This window comes from Pseudomonas sp. SORGH_AS_0211, assembly GCF_031453455.1.
Taxonomy (GTDB): domain Bacteria; phylum Pseudomonadota; class Gammaproteobacteria; order Pseudomonadales; family Pseudomonadaceae; genus Chryseomonas; species Chryseomonas aestiva.
Genome location: NZ_JAVIZV010000001.1, coordinates 2,944,206 through 2,958,124, shown reverse-complemented (window position 1 = coordinate 2,958,124; position 13,919 = coordinate 2,944,206). Strand labels below are relative to the sequence as shown.

Genomic DNA, 13,919 nt, shown 5'->3' with positions numbered 1-13,919 from the left:
GGATACTACGGGCGCCACGTTAGCAAAGCTGCGCCCCGCGTGCCGTATTCGTCGCCTCGGGTCGGTCCAAGGTTCAGCCCCTCCAGGAAAATTTCCATGCGCTTTTTCCCCGCCTTTCTCACCCTCGTCGCGGTCCTGCTGCTCGCCGGTTGCGCCGGGCGTCCCTTCGGACCGCCGACCCTGGATGATCGCCTGGCCGATCTCGGCTATCGGCAGGGCGCTGCCCTGGACACCATCCTGGGCTTCGATCTCTCCGGCTGGCACTACCTGGACACCCAGCACCTGGCGCTGGGGACCGGATTGGGCCGCGCCTACCTGGTGGACTTCGCCGTGCCCTGTCGCAACCTGGCCGCCGGCAATCGCCTCGGTTATCGCTCGCGGGCGGCTGGCCTGCGGCCGGGTGATTTCCTCGTTTCCACCGATGCCCGGGGCAACCGTATGGAATGCCCCATCGGCGGGCTGTATCGCCTCGATCCCTTGCGTTGAAATCCCCATGATCCTGACCCTCGGGCATTCCAATCACCCGCTGGCGCGCTATATCGAACTGCTGCAGGCGCAGGAGGTGACGGCCGTGGCCGATGTGCGCTCGCAGCCCTATAGCCGGCACGTACCCCAGTATCGCCGGGAGGCCTTGCGCGAAGCGCTGGCTGCGGCCGGGATCGCCTATGTATTCCTGGGCCAGGAGCTGGGCGCACGCAGCCCGGACCCGGCGCACTACCAGGATGGGCAGGTGCGCTACGACCGCCTGGCTGCCAGCGCGCTGTTCCAGCAGGGATTGCTGCGGCTGGAGCTGGGCCAGGCGCGCTGGCGGATCGCCCTGCTGTGCGCCGAACGCGATCCCCTGACCTGTCATCGTGGCCTGCTGGTGGCGCCCTGCCTGATACAGCGGGGCCTGGCGGTCGCCCATATCCACCCGGACGGTCGCCTGGAAAGCCAGGCCGAGCTGGAAGACCGGCTATTGGCCGCGAGCGATCTGGCGGACGGCGATCTGTTCAGTTCGCACGCGGAGCGGCTGGCGCGGGCCTATGCCCGCCACGGCTGGGGCTAGGTGCCTAGGGCTCCACTGGCTCGCGTTTCTTCCACCAGCCGGCGAACAGGCCGACCGGATAGATCGTCACCATGACGGCGAAGACCAGCCAGGTGCGCCAGGACCAGGCCGACAGCACGAAGCCCTGGGAGAAGCCCACCAGCAGGTAGCAGGCCGCGGTGACCAGCAGGATGCTGCCGAGGGCGCTGCCGAAGCGAGGTCTTGGGGTCATGGCGGCGGTTCCAGGTCGGGGCAAAGGAGGGCGTCCCTTTTAAGCCAGCGCCGAACGCCTGGCAATGCCCCCGACTGCAACCAATTGTTTGCTGCCGGTCAGGGCTTGAAGGCACCGATGAAGATGCTCGGATCCACGCGCACGTCGTTGAGGCTGACGTTCCAGTGCAGATGGGGGCCAGTAGCCCGCCCGGTGCTGCCGACGCGACCGACCACGCCGCCGCGGGGTACCTCCTGGCCGACCTGGACATCGACGCGCGAGAGGTGGCAGAACATGCTGATCAGGCCCTGGCCGTGATCGACGAACACCGTCTTGCCATTGAAGAAGTAGTCACCCACCAGCACCACCTTGCCAGCAGCCGGGGCCTTGACCGGGGTGCCGGCGGGCACGGCGAAGTCCAGGCCCGAATGTGGATTACGCTCCTGGCCGTTGAAGAAGCGGCGCAGGCCGAAGGGACTGGAGAGCGGACCGTCCACGGGCTTATCCAGCAGCAGGTTGCTGGGCTGGTTGGGCGAGAACAGCCGGTAGGCGGCCTGCTGTTCGGCCAGTTCGCGCTCGAAGCGCTTCAGGTCCTCAGGATTGGGCGTGACCTGGCGCTGGTTCTTCAGGGTGATGCGCTGCTCGGCGTAATGCCGGCTGCCGACCGTGAACGCCAGGGACGCGGCGCCGGCGACCTCCAATGGCTGGCGGCCAGTGGCCGTGCCCAGGGGGATGCCGACGATGGCTACCCAGCCATTGCCGTCCTTGACCACCAGCACCGGCTTGCCCTGGTAGCGCACCCGCGGCGCCGCGTCACCCGGAATGGGGACCACGGCGACGCCGCCCGGCACGGGTTTGTCCAGCAGGCGTTGCAGGTAGGTGCCGGCATGGGCGGGCAGGGCGAGGAACAGGCAGCAGAGCAGCGGCAGCAGGCGGGACATGGGAATTTCCAGCGACGAAAATACCCATGCTGGAGCAGGCAAGGGCCGCGGGCAAGGCGCCCGCGGCATTCTTCATCAGTTGGGGACGATCTTGTAGAGCACGGTTTCCAGCGCCGGCTTCTGCTTGGGATCGAAGAAGCTCATCTCGGGGATGCGCGAATCCGTGACGTAGACGGTGCCATCCGGACCGCGGCCGAAGGTGTCCGGCCAGATCAGCTTCTTGTCCTGTACCAGGGTGGTGAGCTGACCGTTCTCGCGGATCTTTACCGCATGGTCTTCCACCGCGCTGACATAGAGGCGCCCTTGCGGGTCCATCAGCAGGCCATCGGCCGGACCGTTCTCGCCGACCTTTTCCACCTTGGCCGGCAGGCTGGCGAGTTCGTCGCCCTGCAGCGCCGCGGTAGGAATGCGGTAGAGGGTATTGCCCTTGACCGCCTGCCAGTAGAGGTAGTCGCCGGCCGGGGAGAGGGCGATGCCGTCGGCGGAAAATTCCACGCCACGGCCATCCGGACGCACCAGCGGCTCGCCATCGGCCTTGACCTTGACGCCCTTCTCGGCCTGGGTGCTCGGATCGCCATCCAGGGCGCGGCGGGCCTTGCCGCTCTCCAGGTCCAGCACCACCAGGGCGCCACGGGCGCCGGAGTCGGTGATATAGGCATGGCGGCCATCCGGGCTGAATCTGACGTCGTTGAGGTAGCTGCCCTGGGGTGCCACGCTCTCGTCCAGGGCGTAGACCTTGCTCACCTGATTGCTGGCCAGGTCGATCTTGACCAGCTTGGGCGCGCCGGGCACCACCAGGGCCTGGGCCGGGGCGCCCGGGTCGATCACCCAAAGACTGCCGCGACCGTCGGCCACCACGGATTGCACGCAGACCCAGTGATTGCCCGGGGTCAGTTCGTCGCGCTTGGCATTGCGCCAGCCGTTCCAGGCCGGGTCCGGATAGGGCGCCAGGCTGCCGTCGGGCTTGAGTTCGGCGACCGATACCTCGCTGTCTTCGGTCCAGCGCGGGAAGTTGACGAAGATCCGTCCGCTCTCGCTGACGGTCACGCCGGTGACCTGGTGATTGAAGCTGGCGACCTTTTCCAGTTTGGCGCTGGATTCAGCGGCCAGGGCGACGGGTGCCAGGGGCAGGGCGGTCAGCAGGGTGGCCAGGGCGAGGCGGGAGAGGGCAGGTCTGGGCATGGCGGATTCCTGATAGGTGACCGGAGAAGCCGGTCCTGCAGGTACGACTGCGCCAGCCCCGTGGAAGATCGCCAGGGCCGACAGCCGGCCGGCCCTTGGCCTGCGCGGGAACGTCCGTGGAAATCCCGGGGTCCTCCTTCAAACCCCAAGGAGAAGACCATGCCTCGTCTGATCAACAGCAGCCTGGCGCTGCTGACCCTCGGCGCTCTGCTCGCCGGTTGCGACAAGTCACCGGAAATGCCGCCACCCCAGCGCAGCGAGGTGGTACAGAAGAGCGCACCGGGCAGCGATCCGGCCGCCCAGTCGCCCGAGCGGACCGTGGAGCAGCCCCACCGGTAGGGCTCGGAGTCTCAGCTCGCCGGCACGCCCTTTTCCCAGACGTCCCAGTGCTCGACGATCTCCTGCACCAGCGGATTGCCGGTGCGATAGAGATTTTCCAGCGCCGGGGCGAAGCCGCCCTGCTTGGCGTAGTCGAGCAGATTGGCCACCTCGGAGGCGCCCTTGGCCGGGCGGTCGAAGTCGGAGCCGGCGCGGACCACCGCCAGACGTTGCAGGTCGACCTTGCCCAGGCGGCTGGCGCGCAGCAGCGCTTCGTAGGTGGCGTTGTCTTCCTGCTGGGTAGTGCAGTAGCGGCCCTGGCCGTCGGTGACCAGGCGGGTCCATTCCTCGGCCCGTTCGGAGAGGCGGGTACCGGAATACCAGGTATCGCCGGCCAGGGTGTCGCAACGGGTCACCACCGGCGGCTGGTTGGCCGGGGCGTAATCGTAACCTTGGCGCCAGGCCTTGGATTCCGCGCTCTCGGTCAGCTCGGCCTGGCGCGACAGGGCATAGGCCTTGTCTCTCAGGCGCACATTGAGTTCGAAGACCTCGGTCTTGTAGTCCAGCGGCGGTTTCTCGCCAGGCCCACGGGTGTTGATCCCCAGGTAACCGGTGGGCCAGTCCTTGGGCACGTCACGGGGATCGAGCTCCCACTGGATGCCGAAGTCCACCAGATAGCGCGCCCAGGCGGTGGTGCCCAGGGTGCCTTCCTTGGGGCTGATCCCGGCGATGCCGGCGACCAGGAAATAGGTGTGTTTGAGGTCAAACCTGGGCGACAGGGTCAGCGCCAGGGTCGAGGCGGCGGCGTTGGCATGCCCCATTCCGGTGGTCATCAGGCACACCCGTGCCTCATTGCAGAGCACATCGGGATAGTCGGCGGAGAGTCCGTCGACAGCGACCTTGTGGCTGAGCTTGAGGCGATCGATCCAGGTCTGGGCCTCGGGGGCGAACATCGCCACGATCATGACCTTGGGCTGCAGCGGCGCGGCGGGCGGGGTCGCGGCCTGGGCCGCGCCGGCCAGCAGGGCGGTGGTGAGGGGGAACAGGGAAGCGCGCAGAAGGGAATGCATGAGGGGCCTCGGTAGGGGGAAATCCTGACCGAGGGTTCAAGATGCATGCCACCATCGGTCCGGGTTGGACCGATTAGTCCAACAGAGACAGAGTGGTGGGTTCCTGGTGATTGTCCAGTACCCGGACCGCCAATTCGCCCTCGGCGAGCCGGGCGGTGAGCTTTTGCCCATTGGCGACCTCGGCGGCGGCACGCACGGCATGGCCCCGCTCGTCGAGCAGGATGCTGTAGCCGCGACCCAGGGTGGCCAGGGGGCTGACGATCTGCAGGGTCTGGACGGTACCGGCCAGGCGCTGCTGACGCTCCTTCAGCTGCCGCTGCATGACCCGTGGCAGGCGTTCGGCCAGCTGCTCCAGCCGTTGGTGCAGCAGGGCCAGCTGGCGCCCCGGATGTTGGCCGGCCAGCCGGGTGTCCAGGTGGGCCAGGCGATCGCGACGGCGATTCTGGGCGATGACATAGGCACGGCGCAGGCGCAGATCCAGGTCGTCCAGCCGTTGGGCCTGCTGGCGCAGGCGCTCGCCAGGATGCCGTAGGCGGCGGCTGCAGGCGTCCAGGCGCAACCGCTCGCGGGCCAGTCGTTCGCGCATGCGCAAGAGCAGCTGGCGATGCAGACCGTCGAGGCGCTGGCGCAGGTCGGCGCTATGGGGCGCGAGCAATTCCGCGGCCGCCGAAGGCGTCGGCGCGCGGACATCGGCGACGAAGTCGGCGATGGAGACATCGGTCTCGTGCCCCACGGCGCTCACCACCGGGGTCCGGCAGGCGGCCAGGGCACGGGCCACGGGTTCTTCGTTGAAGCACCAGAGGTCTTCCAGCGAGCCGCCGCCGCGCGCCAGGATCAGCGCATCGAAACCCTGGCGGTCGGCCAGTTGCAGGGCGCGGACGATCTGGGCGGTGGCCTCGCGGCCCTGCACCGCGGTGGGGATCAGCGTCAGTTCGACCTGGGGCGCCCGTCGCCTGAACACGCTGACGATGTCGCGGATCACCGCGCCGGTGGGCGAGGAGACGATGCCGATGCGTTGCGGATGGGCAGGCAGCGCGCGCTTGCGCTCGGCGGCGAACAGCCCTTCGGCGGCCAGGCGCTCCTTGAGCGTCTCGAAGGCCAGGCGCAGGGCGCCGTCGCCGGCGGGCTCGACGCTGTCGAGAATCAGCTGGTAGTCACCGCGGCCCTCGAACAGCGAGACCTTGCCGCGCACCTTGACCGCCAGGCCGTCGCGCAGCGCCTGGCGCACCCGGCTGGCGTGCTGGCGGAACAGCGCGCAGCGCACCTGGGCCTGGCCGTCCTTCAACGTGAAATACAGGTGGCCCGAGGCGGGCTTGGCCAGGTTGGAGATCTCGCCCTCGACCCAGACCTGGGCGAAGACATCTTCCAGCAGCACCCGGGCGCGGCTGTTGAGCTGGCTGACGCTGAGCACCTCGCGGTCGAGACCGAGGCGGGCGAAGGGGTCCTTGAACATGGGGCGCTTTCTGTGGCTTTCGTCGGCCTCACCTTAGCAGCTCTGGGCGTGGGGCGAGCAGCACATTAAGCTGCGCGCCCCTTCCTTCGAGACCCGTGTTCCATGACCCTGCGCCAGACCATCCTCGCTCCCCGCATTTCCAGCCATCCGCGGGTGGAGCGCACCGCCGTGGAGATTCTCGGCTGGCTCGCCGCCAGTGGCGTGGTCAGGGCCGAGGCCTCGCCCTGCCTGCCCAGTCGCGGCCGGCGTGGCCATGCGCCGGGTCCGCGACTGACCGAGGTGCTGCGCCTGGCGCCAGGCATGGACGATCCGCGCGATTTCGCCGATGGCGGTCTGGAGATCGTTACCGAGCGCTGCATCTTCACCTCGTTGGAGGGCTTCGAAGGGCGCGCCCGCTGCCCCGCCTGCCGCCGCGAGATCGGCGAGGCGCTGTTCGAGCATCTGGAGGTGTGGATGCCGGCGGAAAGCGACAACTTCGCCTGCCCGGAATGCGCTCACGAAGACGACATCAACGGCTTCGACTTCCCCCAGCCCTGCGCCTTCTCCGACCTGGGCTTCATCTTCAACCACTGGCCGGCGCGGGCCTTCGCCCCGGCGTTCCTGGAGGAATTCCGGAGAAGGCTGGGGCAGCCGTTGGCGGTGGTGGAGGTATAGGGGGCGTTTTTAGCGCGCCCATGACGGTCCGCGATAGATCCGTAGCGTGGAAAACCGCGCAGCGTTTTCCACTGGGCCTAGGTGCCTGACGATGGACAAGGCTGCGCCGTTGTCCACCCTACAAGTCTGAGCGTAGGTCGGGTTGAGACGGCTTCATCGTCGAAGCCCAGCAGGGAAGCGCGGCGGGGCGTGCGAGGTGTTGGGCTTCGCGTTGCTCAGCCCAACCTACAGGGCGGGTAGGTTGGGCTGAGACGGCGCTTTCGTCGAAGCCCAACAGGGGCGCAGGCAGCGTGGGGTGTTGGGTTTAAGCCCTGAGCGTGCGCAACCATTCCAGCCCGGCCGAGGTGTCGCCCCGTGGACGGTATTCGCAGCCGATCCAGCCGTCGTAGCCAAGGGCGTCGAAGCGCTCGAACAGGTAGGGGTAGTGCAACTCCCCCAGGTCCGGTTCGTGGCGATCGGGCACCCCGGCGATCTGCACGTGGCCGATGCCGGCGAAGTCGCGCTCGAAGGTCTTGCTGACGTCGCCCTCGACGATCTGGCAGTGGTAGCAGTCGAACTGCACCTTGAGGTTGCTGGCACCTATGGCCTGGCGGATGGCCTGGGCGTCGTCCTGGCGATTGAGGAAGTAGCCGGGCATGTCGCGCCCGTTGATGGGCTCGATGAGGATCGTCACTCCGGCCTTGGCCGCCTGCTCGGCGGCATGGGCCAGGTTGTCCAGGTAGGTGTCGCGGGCGCGGGCCCGGTCGACCCCGGCGGGCAGCAGGCCGGCCATCACATGCACCAGGCGATTGCCCAGCACGGCGGCGTAGTCCAGCGCGCGGTCGATGCCGGCGCGGCACTCGGCCTCGCGACCGGGCAGGGCGGCCAGGCCGCGTTCGCCGGCGGCCCAGTCACCGGGCGGGGCATTGAACAGCACCTGGGTCAGGCCGGCGGCGTCCAGGCGGGCCTTGATCTCGGCGGCGGTGTGCTCATAGGGAAAGAGGTATTCCACGGCCTGGAAGCCATCCGCGGCGGCGGCGGCGAAGCGATCGAGGAAGGCATGCTCGGGGTAGAGCATGCTGAGGTTGGCGGCGAAACGGGGCATGGCTTGTCTCCCAGATCAGACGAAGGGCCAGAGCAGCAGGGTGATGGCGAAGCCCAGGCACCCTAGCAGGGTGGTCAGGACGGTCCAGGTACGCAAGCCGTCGGCGACGCTCAGGCCGACCAGCTTGGTGAAGATCCAGTAGCCGGCGTCGTTGATGTGCGACACGGCCAGACCACCGGCGCCCATGGCCAGGCAGAGCAGGGCCATGTGGTTGGCCGAGAGGTCGAGGGTGGCGATCAGCGGGCCGAGGATGCCGGCGGTGGTGACCAGGGCCACGGTGGTGGAGCCTTGCACCGCGCGCAGCAGCAGGGTCAGCACGAAGCCCAGCGCCAGCACCGGCAGGCCGGTGGCGCGCAACAGCTCCGAGACCACCGCGCCGATGCCGGTGTCCACCAGCACCTTGCCGAAGACGCCGCCGGCACCGGCGATGAGGATGACCATGGCCACGCCGGGCAGCGCCGAGCCGATGACGTCCGAGACCTGCTCGCGCGACCAGCCGCGGCGGAAGCCCAGCACATAGGCGCACAGCAGGGTGTCGATCAGCAGCGCCACCAGGGGCGCGCCGACCACGGTGAGGATGTCGCGCAGCAGGTTGCCGGCCGGTAGCCAGCTGGTGGCCAGGGTGCCCAGCAGGATCAGCACGATGGGCAGCAGGATCAGGGTCACCACCAGGCCGAAGCCGGGGGCCGGGGCGGGCGGCAGGCCGGCGGCGAGGCCGGCCGGGGTCTCGTCGACCTTGACCGCGGCGGCGCCGAGGCTGGGCAGGCCGGGGGCCATGTCCTGGCCGCGGCCCCACTGCTGCAGGTGGGTGTCGGTGATCTGCGGACCATAGACGTCGCTGCGGATGTCGTCGGTCATGGGGTAGTGACGACGGGTCATGCGCCCGGCCACCCACCAGCCGATCAGGGCCAGCACGGCGGTGATCGGCAGGCCGAACAGCAGCACCCGACCCAGGTCGGCGCCCAGCTGGCCGGCGGCGGCCACGGCGCCCGGGTGGGGCGGCAGCATGGCATGCACGGTGAGCATGGTGGCGCACATCGGCAGGGCGAAGACGATCAGCGGCTTGCGCGCGGTGCGGGCGATGCCATAGGCCAGCGGCATCAGCACGATCACGCCGACCTCGAAGAACACCGGGATGCCGACCAGGAAGCCGGCCAGGGTCAGGGCCAGCGGCGTGCGTCTGTTGCCGAAGCGCTCGATCAGCGTCTTGGCCAGGGCTTCGGCGCCGCCGGAGAGTTCGATGATGCGGCCGATCATGGCGCCCAGGGCGATGATGATGGCGATGTGGCCGAGGATCTTGCCCATGCCGCCTTCGATGGTGGCGACCAGCTTGGACGGTTCCACGCCAGCGGCCAGGGCCACCAGGATGCTCACCAGCATCAGCGCCACGAAGGGCTGGAATTTGTACTTGAGAACCAGGAACAGCAGCAGGGCGATGCCCGCCGCGGCGATGAGGACCAGCAGCAACGGACTCATGAGCGGGACTCCGGGCAGGTGAGGCTGACGACGTGGGACATGGCACTTTCCTCGCTATTGTTGTTTTTCCAGGGCAAGCCGATCCCGCGATGGCCGGCGAGGGCCATCGTGGGGGTGTTGCGGTAGCGCGGGCTTCAGGTCACCAGACGGCGCCGAAGGTCTCCGCCAGTTCGGCCAGGGCGGCGGCATCGAGCGGCGCCGGGCGCGGCTCGATGAGCAGCCACAGCCGCGCGGTTTCTTCCAGCTCCTCCAGGGCGAAGCTGGCCTTGCTCACGCTGCTTTCCCAGACCACCGGGCCGAGGCGTTCGAGCATCACGCCGCGGACCCGGTTGGCCAGTTGCGCCACCTGCTCGGCGACGCTGGTGGCGCCGGGACGGGCATAGGGAATCAGCGGGATATGGCCGACCTTCATCACCTGGTAGGGGGTGATGGGGGGCAGGATGTCGTCCGGGCGCCAGACGCCGGCCAGGGTCAGGGCCACCAGGTGGGTGGAGTGGGTGTGCACCACGCCGCCGACGCCGGGATTGCGGTCGTAGACCTGGCGATGCAGGGCCAGGGTCTTGGATGGCTTGTCGCCGGAGACCCAGTCGCCATCCAGGCCGACCTTGGCGATGGCCGCCGGATCCAGGCGACCGAGGCAGGCGTCGGTGGGGGTGATCAGCCAGCCGTCTTCCAGGCGGGCGCTGATGTTGCCGGCGCTGCCCACGGTGTAGCCGCGGGCATAGAGGCTGGCGCCGACGGTGCAGATCTCTTCGCGCAGGCGGGCTTCGGCGCTCATGGCTGTTCTCCCGCCAGCTGGCGCAGGGCCTTGGCGAAGAAGTCGCGGCTGCCGAAGTTGCCGGACTTGAGCGCCAGGGCCAGGGGTTCGCCCTGCACCTGGCCGAGGGTGGCCGGCACGCCCGGATCGATCTGGGCGCCGATGCGCAGGGCCTGTACGCCCAGGGCCTGGACCACGGCGCCGGAGGTTTCGCCACCGGCCACCACCAGACGGCGTATGCCGCTGTCGAACAGGCCGCGGGCGATCAGGCCGAGGGCGCGTTCCACCAGTTCACCGGCGCGCGCCACGCCCAGCTCGCGCTGGATGGCCTTGACCTCGTCGGCGGGACTGGTGGCATAGATGAGCACGGCCTGGCCCTGGTCACGGGCCCAGGCGAGGGCGGCGTCGATACTGTCGTCACCCTGGGCCAGGGCCAGCGGGTCCAGGCGCAGGGCCGGGCGGCCGGCTTCCAGCCAGGCGGCGACCTGGCCATTGGTGGCCTGGGAAGCGCTGCCGGCCAGCACTGCTTCGCCACCGGCGGGCAGCGCCAGGGCGGCGGCGTCATGGGCCTGGAGCAGGCCGGCGCGGCGGAAATTCTCCGGCAGGCCCTGGGCGATGCCCGAACCACCGGTGACCAGGGGCAGCTCGGCACAGGCCGTGCCCAGGGTGTGCAGATCGGCGTCGGACAGGGCATCGGCGATGGCCAGGCGATGACCCGAAGTCCGCAGTTCGGCGATGGCCGCGCGCACGGCCTCGGGGCCCTTGGCGACCTGGTCGTAGCGCAGCAGCCCTACCTTGCCGCCGCTCTGGGCCTGCAGCACCCGCACCAGGTTGGCGTCGCCCATGGGCGTCAGCGGGTGATGCTGCATGCCGGACTCGCTGAGCAGCTGGTCCTGCACGAACAGGTGGCCGCGGAACAGGGTGCGCCCGGTTTCCGGGAAGGCCGGGCAGGCCAGGGTGAAGTCGCAGTCCAGTGCCTCCTGCAAGGCCTCGGCTACCGGGCCGATGTTGCCTGCGGCAGTGGAATCGAAGGTCGAGCAGTACTTGAAGAAGAATTGCCGGCAGCCGCGCTGGCGCAGCCACGCGAGGGCGGCCAGGGATTCGCTCACCGCCTCGGCGGCCGGCGTGGTGCGGGATTTCAGCGCCACTACCACGGCGTCGGCCGCTTCGAGTTCGGCGTCGGCCGCGGGCACGCCGATCACCTGCACGGTGCGCATGCCGCCACGCACCAGCATGTTGGCGAGATCGGTGGCGCCGGTGAAGTCGTCGGCGATGCAGCCCAGCAGCGGGCGTGTCTCGGTCTGGCTCATGGGTTTCACTCCGCGGCCTTGGGCAGCTCGATGCCCGGGAAGATCTTGATCACCGCCGAGTCGTCTTCACGACCATGGCCCGCGGTGGACGCCTGCATGAACATCTGGTGGGCGGTGGCCGACAGCGGCAGCGGGAATTTCGAGGTGCGCGCGGTATCCAGCACCAGGCCCAGGTCCTTGACGAAGATGTCCACGGCGGACAGCGGGGTGTAGTCGGCCTTGAGGATGTGCGGCACGCGATTCTCGAACATCCAGGAGTTCCCGGCGCTGTGGGTGATGACCTCGTAGAGGGCGTCCGGATCGACGCCTTCGCGCAGGCCCAGGGCCATGGCCTCGGCGGAGGCGGCGATATGCACCCCGGCCAACAGCTGGTTGATGATCTTGACCTTGGAACCCTGGCCGGGCGCATCGCCCAGGCGATAGACCTTGCCGGCCATAGCGGCCAGGACTGCCTCGCCCTTGGCGTAGGCTTCCGCGGTGCCGGAGGTCATCATGGTCATCTCGCCGCTGGCGGCCTTGGCGGCGCCCCCGGAGAGCGGGGCGTCCAGCAGCAGGATGCCGCGCTCGGCCAGGCGCTCGCCCAGCTCGACGGCATAGGCCGGCGCCACGGTGGCGCAGGCGATCACCAGGCTGCCCGGCCGCAGGGCAGAGGCGGCGCCGCCTTCACCGAACAGCACGGCTTCGGTCTGCTCGGCGTTGACCACCACGGTGATGAGGATGTCGCAGCTGTCGGCCAGGGCCGCGGGCGAGGTGCAGGCCACGCCGCCTTCGCTGGCGAAGCTTTCCAGCACGCTGGCGCGCACGTCGCAGGCATGCACGGCGAAGCCGGCACGCAGCAGCGAACGGGCGACGCCCAGACCCATGGCCCCGAGGCCGATGACACCGACGTTGTCTTGCATCTTGTTGTTCTCCAGAAAAGGTCAGGCGAAGCCGGCCTGCCGCAGGCGGCGGGCGGCGTTGTAGATGTGCTGGCGGGCGGCGTTGGCGGCGGCCAGGGGATCGCCGAGGCGGATGGCGGCGACGATGGCCTGGTGTTCTTCATGTACCTGGCGGGAAAAATCCTCGCGCCGCGCCTCGTTGGTGCGGGTGATGCGCGTGGCCGTCTCTAGGTACTGGCTGACGAATTCCAGGGTCCTGATGAAGTAGGGATTGCCGGTGGCCTGGGCGATGGTGCGATGGAAGGCCACGTCGGCCCGTACCCCGTCATGGCCGTCGGCGACCTCTTCGTCGATGGCGGCCAGGGCCTCGTCGATGGCGACCAGATCGGTCTCGCTGCGGTTGATGGCGGCTTCGGAGGCGATCTCGGCCTCGATGGCGCGACGCAGGTCCAGCAGGTGGAAGACGCTGCCGGGCAGACTGGCTTCGTCGGCGTCGATGCGCAGCGGGCGGATGCTGGCGTGGGCCGTGACGAAGATGCCGCGACCCTGCTGGGGCTGCAGCACGCCTTCGTTCTTCAGCCGCGAGATGGCCTCGCGTACCACGGTGCGGCTGACACCGAAGGCTTCGGACAGCAGGGCTTCGCTGGGGATCTTGCTGCCGGGGGCGAAGACGCCGGCTTCGATCTTGTCCAGCAGCTGCTGGGCGACGTTGTCGCTCAGCACATTGGCGGGAACCTTGGCGAACATGGAGACCTGCTTATGTGGTTGTAAGGTTGTCATACAGGTTGTGAAGCTACTTTCGCACAGGCTTTTGCCTTTGTGTAGTGGTTTTGGCTGAGGCACTACCGACTTTTTGTGATGGATTCTACGGCTGGCAGTTGCGGGCTAGAGCCACTATAGAGAGTTATAATATAACATTTGCGGATGGAGGGCTCCCTCATGACCCCTGAAGAACTCGCGGCACAACCTGCCACGGACTACATGAACGAGGTCCAGCGGGAATTCTTTCGTCGACTGCTGCTCACCCAGCGTGGCGACCTGCAACGGCTGATCGACGAGCAGGTGGAAGACCTGCGCGGCCTGGACACCCACGGCGACCCGGCCGATGTCGGTAATGCCGAGCGGGAACGCCAGTGGCAGCTGCGCCAGCTGGAACGGGAAAAGAAGCTGCTGGACAAGATCGACGAGGCCCTGGAGCGCCTGGCCCGCGACGACTACGGCTGGTGCCAGGAGACCGGCGAACCCATCGGCCTTGCCCGCCTGCTGTTGCGGCCTACCGCGACCCTCAGCGTGGAAGCCAAGGAGCGCCAGGAGCAGCGCGAGCGGCATCTGCAGTCGGCGTGAGCGGCGGTAGCCGGGCTTTCCCTCACCCCAGCCCTCTCCCTCAGGGAGATGGGGCAAAGCACCCGTAGGTTGGGTTGAGACAGCTCCATCGTCGAAGCCCAACAGAGCGGGGTAGGGTGGAAAACCGCGTAGCGTTTTCCACACGCTCAAGGGTTCAGGCGTGAAGGGTTGCCCTTACCCCAGCCCTCTCCCTGAGGGAGAGGGGGCAAAGCGC

Annotated in this window: 16 protein-coding genes; 5 read left to right on the top strand and 11 right to left on the bottom strand. The window is 68.5% G+C overall.

What is annotated here, in order from left to right; translation table 11 throughout:
• The first annotated feature begins 96 nt into the window (after window positions 1-96).
• Entirely contained in the window at window positions 97-486 is a 390-nt protein-coding gene (locus QE393_RS13735) for a DUF6491 family protein (RefSeq protein WP_310044077.1), read from the top strand.
• Between the two features lie 7 nt (window positions 487-493).
• A complete protein-coding gene (locus QE393_RS13730; RefSeq protein WP_310044074.1) occupies window positions 494-1,048 on the top strand; it encodes a DUF488 domain-containing protein in 555 nt (184 codons plus the stop codon).
• A gap of 4 nt (window positions 1,049-1,052) precedes the next feature.
• Here the strand turns inward: QE393_RS13730 and QE393_RS13725 are convergent, their stop codons facing one another.
• From QE393_RS13725 to QE393_RS13715, 3 genes are all read right to left on the bottom strand, one after another.
• On the bottom strand, window positions 1,053-1,259 hold the full coding sequence (locus tag QE393_RS13725; protein ID WP_160923296.1) for a hypothetical protein: 207 nt from the start codon (window positions 1,257-1,259) through the stop codon (window positions 1,053-1,055).
• 98 nt (window positions 1,260-1,357) lie between these two features.
• The gene (locus QE393_RS13720) at window positions 1,358-2,179 is read right to left on the bottom strand and encodes a peptidoglycan DD-metalloendopeptidase family protein (protein ID WP_310044070.1); all 822 of its coding nucleotides are present in this window, start codon (window positions 2,177-2,179) and stop codon (window positions 1,358-1,360) included.
• Between the two features lie 75 nt (window positions 2,180-2,254).
• Entirely contained in the window at window positions 2,255-3,361 is a 1,107-nt protein-coding gene (locus tag QE393_RS13715) for an L-dopachrome tautomerase-related protein (protein ID WP_310044068.1), read from the bottom strand.
• A 159-nt stretch (window positions 3,362-3,520) separates the two neighbouring features.
• On the opposite strand from QE393_RS13715, the gene QE393_RS13710 reads away from it, so the two are divergent.
• Window positions 3,521-3,700, top strand: coding sequence for a hypothetical protein (locus QE393_RS13710; RefSeq protein WP_273807922.1), 180 nt, complete (start codon window positions 3,521-3,523; stop codon window positions 3,698-3,700).
• Window positions 3,701-3,711: 11 nt separating this feature from the next.
• Here the strand turns inward: QE393_RS13710 and QE393_RS13705 are convergent, their stop codons facing one another.
• Window positions 3,712-4,749 (bottom strand): purine nucleoside permease, encoded by a 1,038-nt coding sequence (locus tag QE393_RS13705; protein WP_310044065.1) that lies wholly within the window; start codon window positions 4,747-4,749, stop codon window positions 3,712-3,714.
• Between the two features lie 73 nt (window positions 4,750-4,822).
• Window positions 4,823-6,202 carry an exodeoxyribonuclease VII large subunit gene (gene xseA, locus QE393_RS13700; protein ID WP_310044064.1) on the bottom strand — a complete coding sequence of 460 codons (1,380 nt, stop codon included), beginning with the start codon at window positions 6,200-6,202 and terminating at the stop codon, window positions 4,823-4,825.
• A gap of 102 nt (window positions 6,203-6,304) precedes the next feature.
• Between xseA and QE393_RS13695 the strand changes: the two genes are divergently transcribed.
• Window positions 6,305-6,856 (top strand): sugar ABC transporter ATPase, encoded by a 552-nt coding sequence (locus tag QE393_RS13695; protein ID WP_310044062.1) that lies wholly within the window; start codon window positions 6,305-6,307, stop codon window positions 6,854-6,856.
• Window positions 6,857-7,160: 304 nt separating this feature from the next.
• On the opposite strand, the gene otnI is transcribed toward QE393_RS13695, so the two are convergent.
• The 6 genes from otnI to QE393_RS13665 form a co-directional block, all read right to left on the bottom strand.
• Window positions 7,161-7,940, bottom strand: a complete 780-nt coding sequence (otnI, locus tag QE393_RS13690) for a 2-oxo-tetronate isomerase (protein WP_310044060.1) — start codon at window positions 7,938-7,940, stop codon at window positions 7,161-7,163.
• A 15-nt stretch (window positions 7,941-7,955) separates the two neighbouring features.
• Window positions 7,956-9,416 (bottom strand): SLC13 family permease, encoded by a 1,461-nt coding sequence (locus QE393_RS13685; protein ID WP_027601498.1) that lies wholly within the window; start codon window positions 9,414-9,416, stop codon window positions 7,956-7,958.
• Window positions 9,417-9,555: 139 nt separating this feature from the next.
• Entirely contained in the window at window positions 9,556-10,194 is a 639-nt protein-coding gene (locus tag QE393_RS13680; RefSeq protein ID WP_310044056.1) for an aldolase, read from the bottom strand.
• Window positions 10,191-11,483, bottom strand: coding sequence for a 3-oxo-tetronate kinase (gene otnK, locus QE393_RS13675; RefSeq protein ID WP_310044054.1), 1,293 nt, complete (start codon window positions 11,481-11,483; stop codon window positions 10,191-10,193). Before otnK ends, QE393_RS13680 begins: the two co-directional genes overlap by 4 nt.
• Before the next feature lie 5 nt (window positions 11,484-11,488).
• Entirely contained in the window at window positions 11,489-12,382 is an 894-nt protein-coding gene (gene ltnD, locus QE393_RS13670) for an L-threonate dehydrogenase (protein ID WP_133863183.1), read from the bottom strand.
• 21 nt (window positions 12,383-12,403) lie between these two features.
• Window positions 12,404-13,108, bottom strand: coding sequence for a FadR/GntR family transcriptional regulator (locus QE393_RS13665; protein WP_007163085.1), 705 nt, complete (start codon window positions 13,106-13,108; stop codon window positions 12,404-12,406).
• Window positions 13,109-13,300: 192 nt separating this feature from the next.
• On the opposite strand from QE393_RS13665, the gene dksA reads away from it, so the two are divergent.
• Entirely contained in the window at window positions 13,301-13,705 is a 405-nt protein-coding gene (dksA, locus tag QE393_RS13660) for an RNA polymerase-binding protein DksA (RefSeq protein WP_273807914.1), read from the top strand.
• Window positions 13,706-13,919 lie beyond the last annotated feature (214 nt).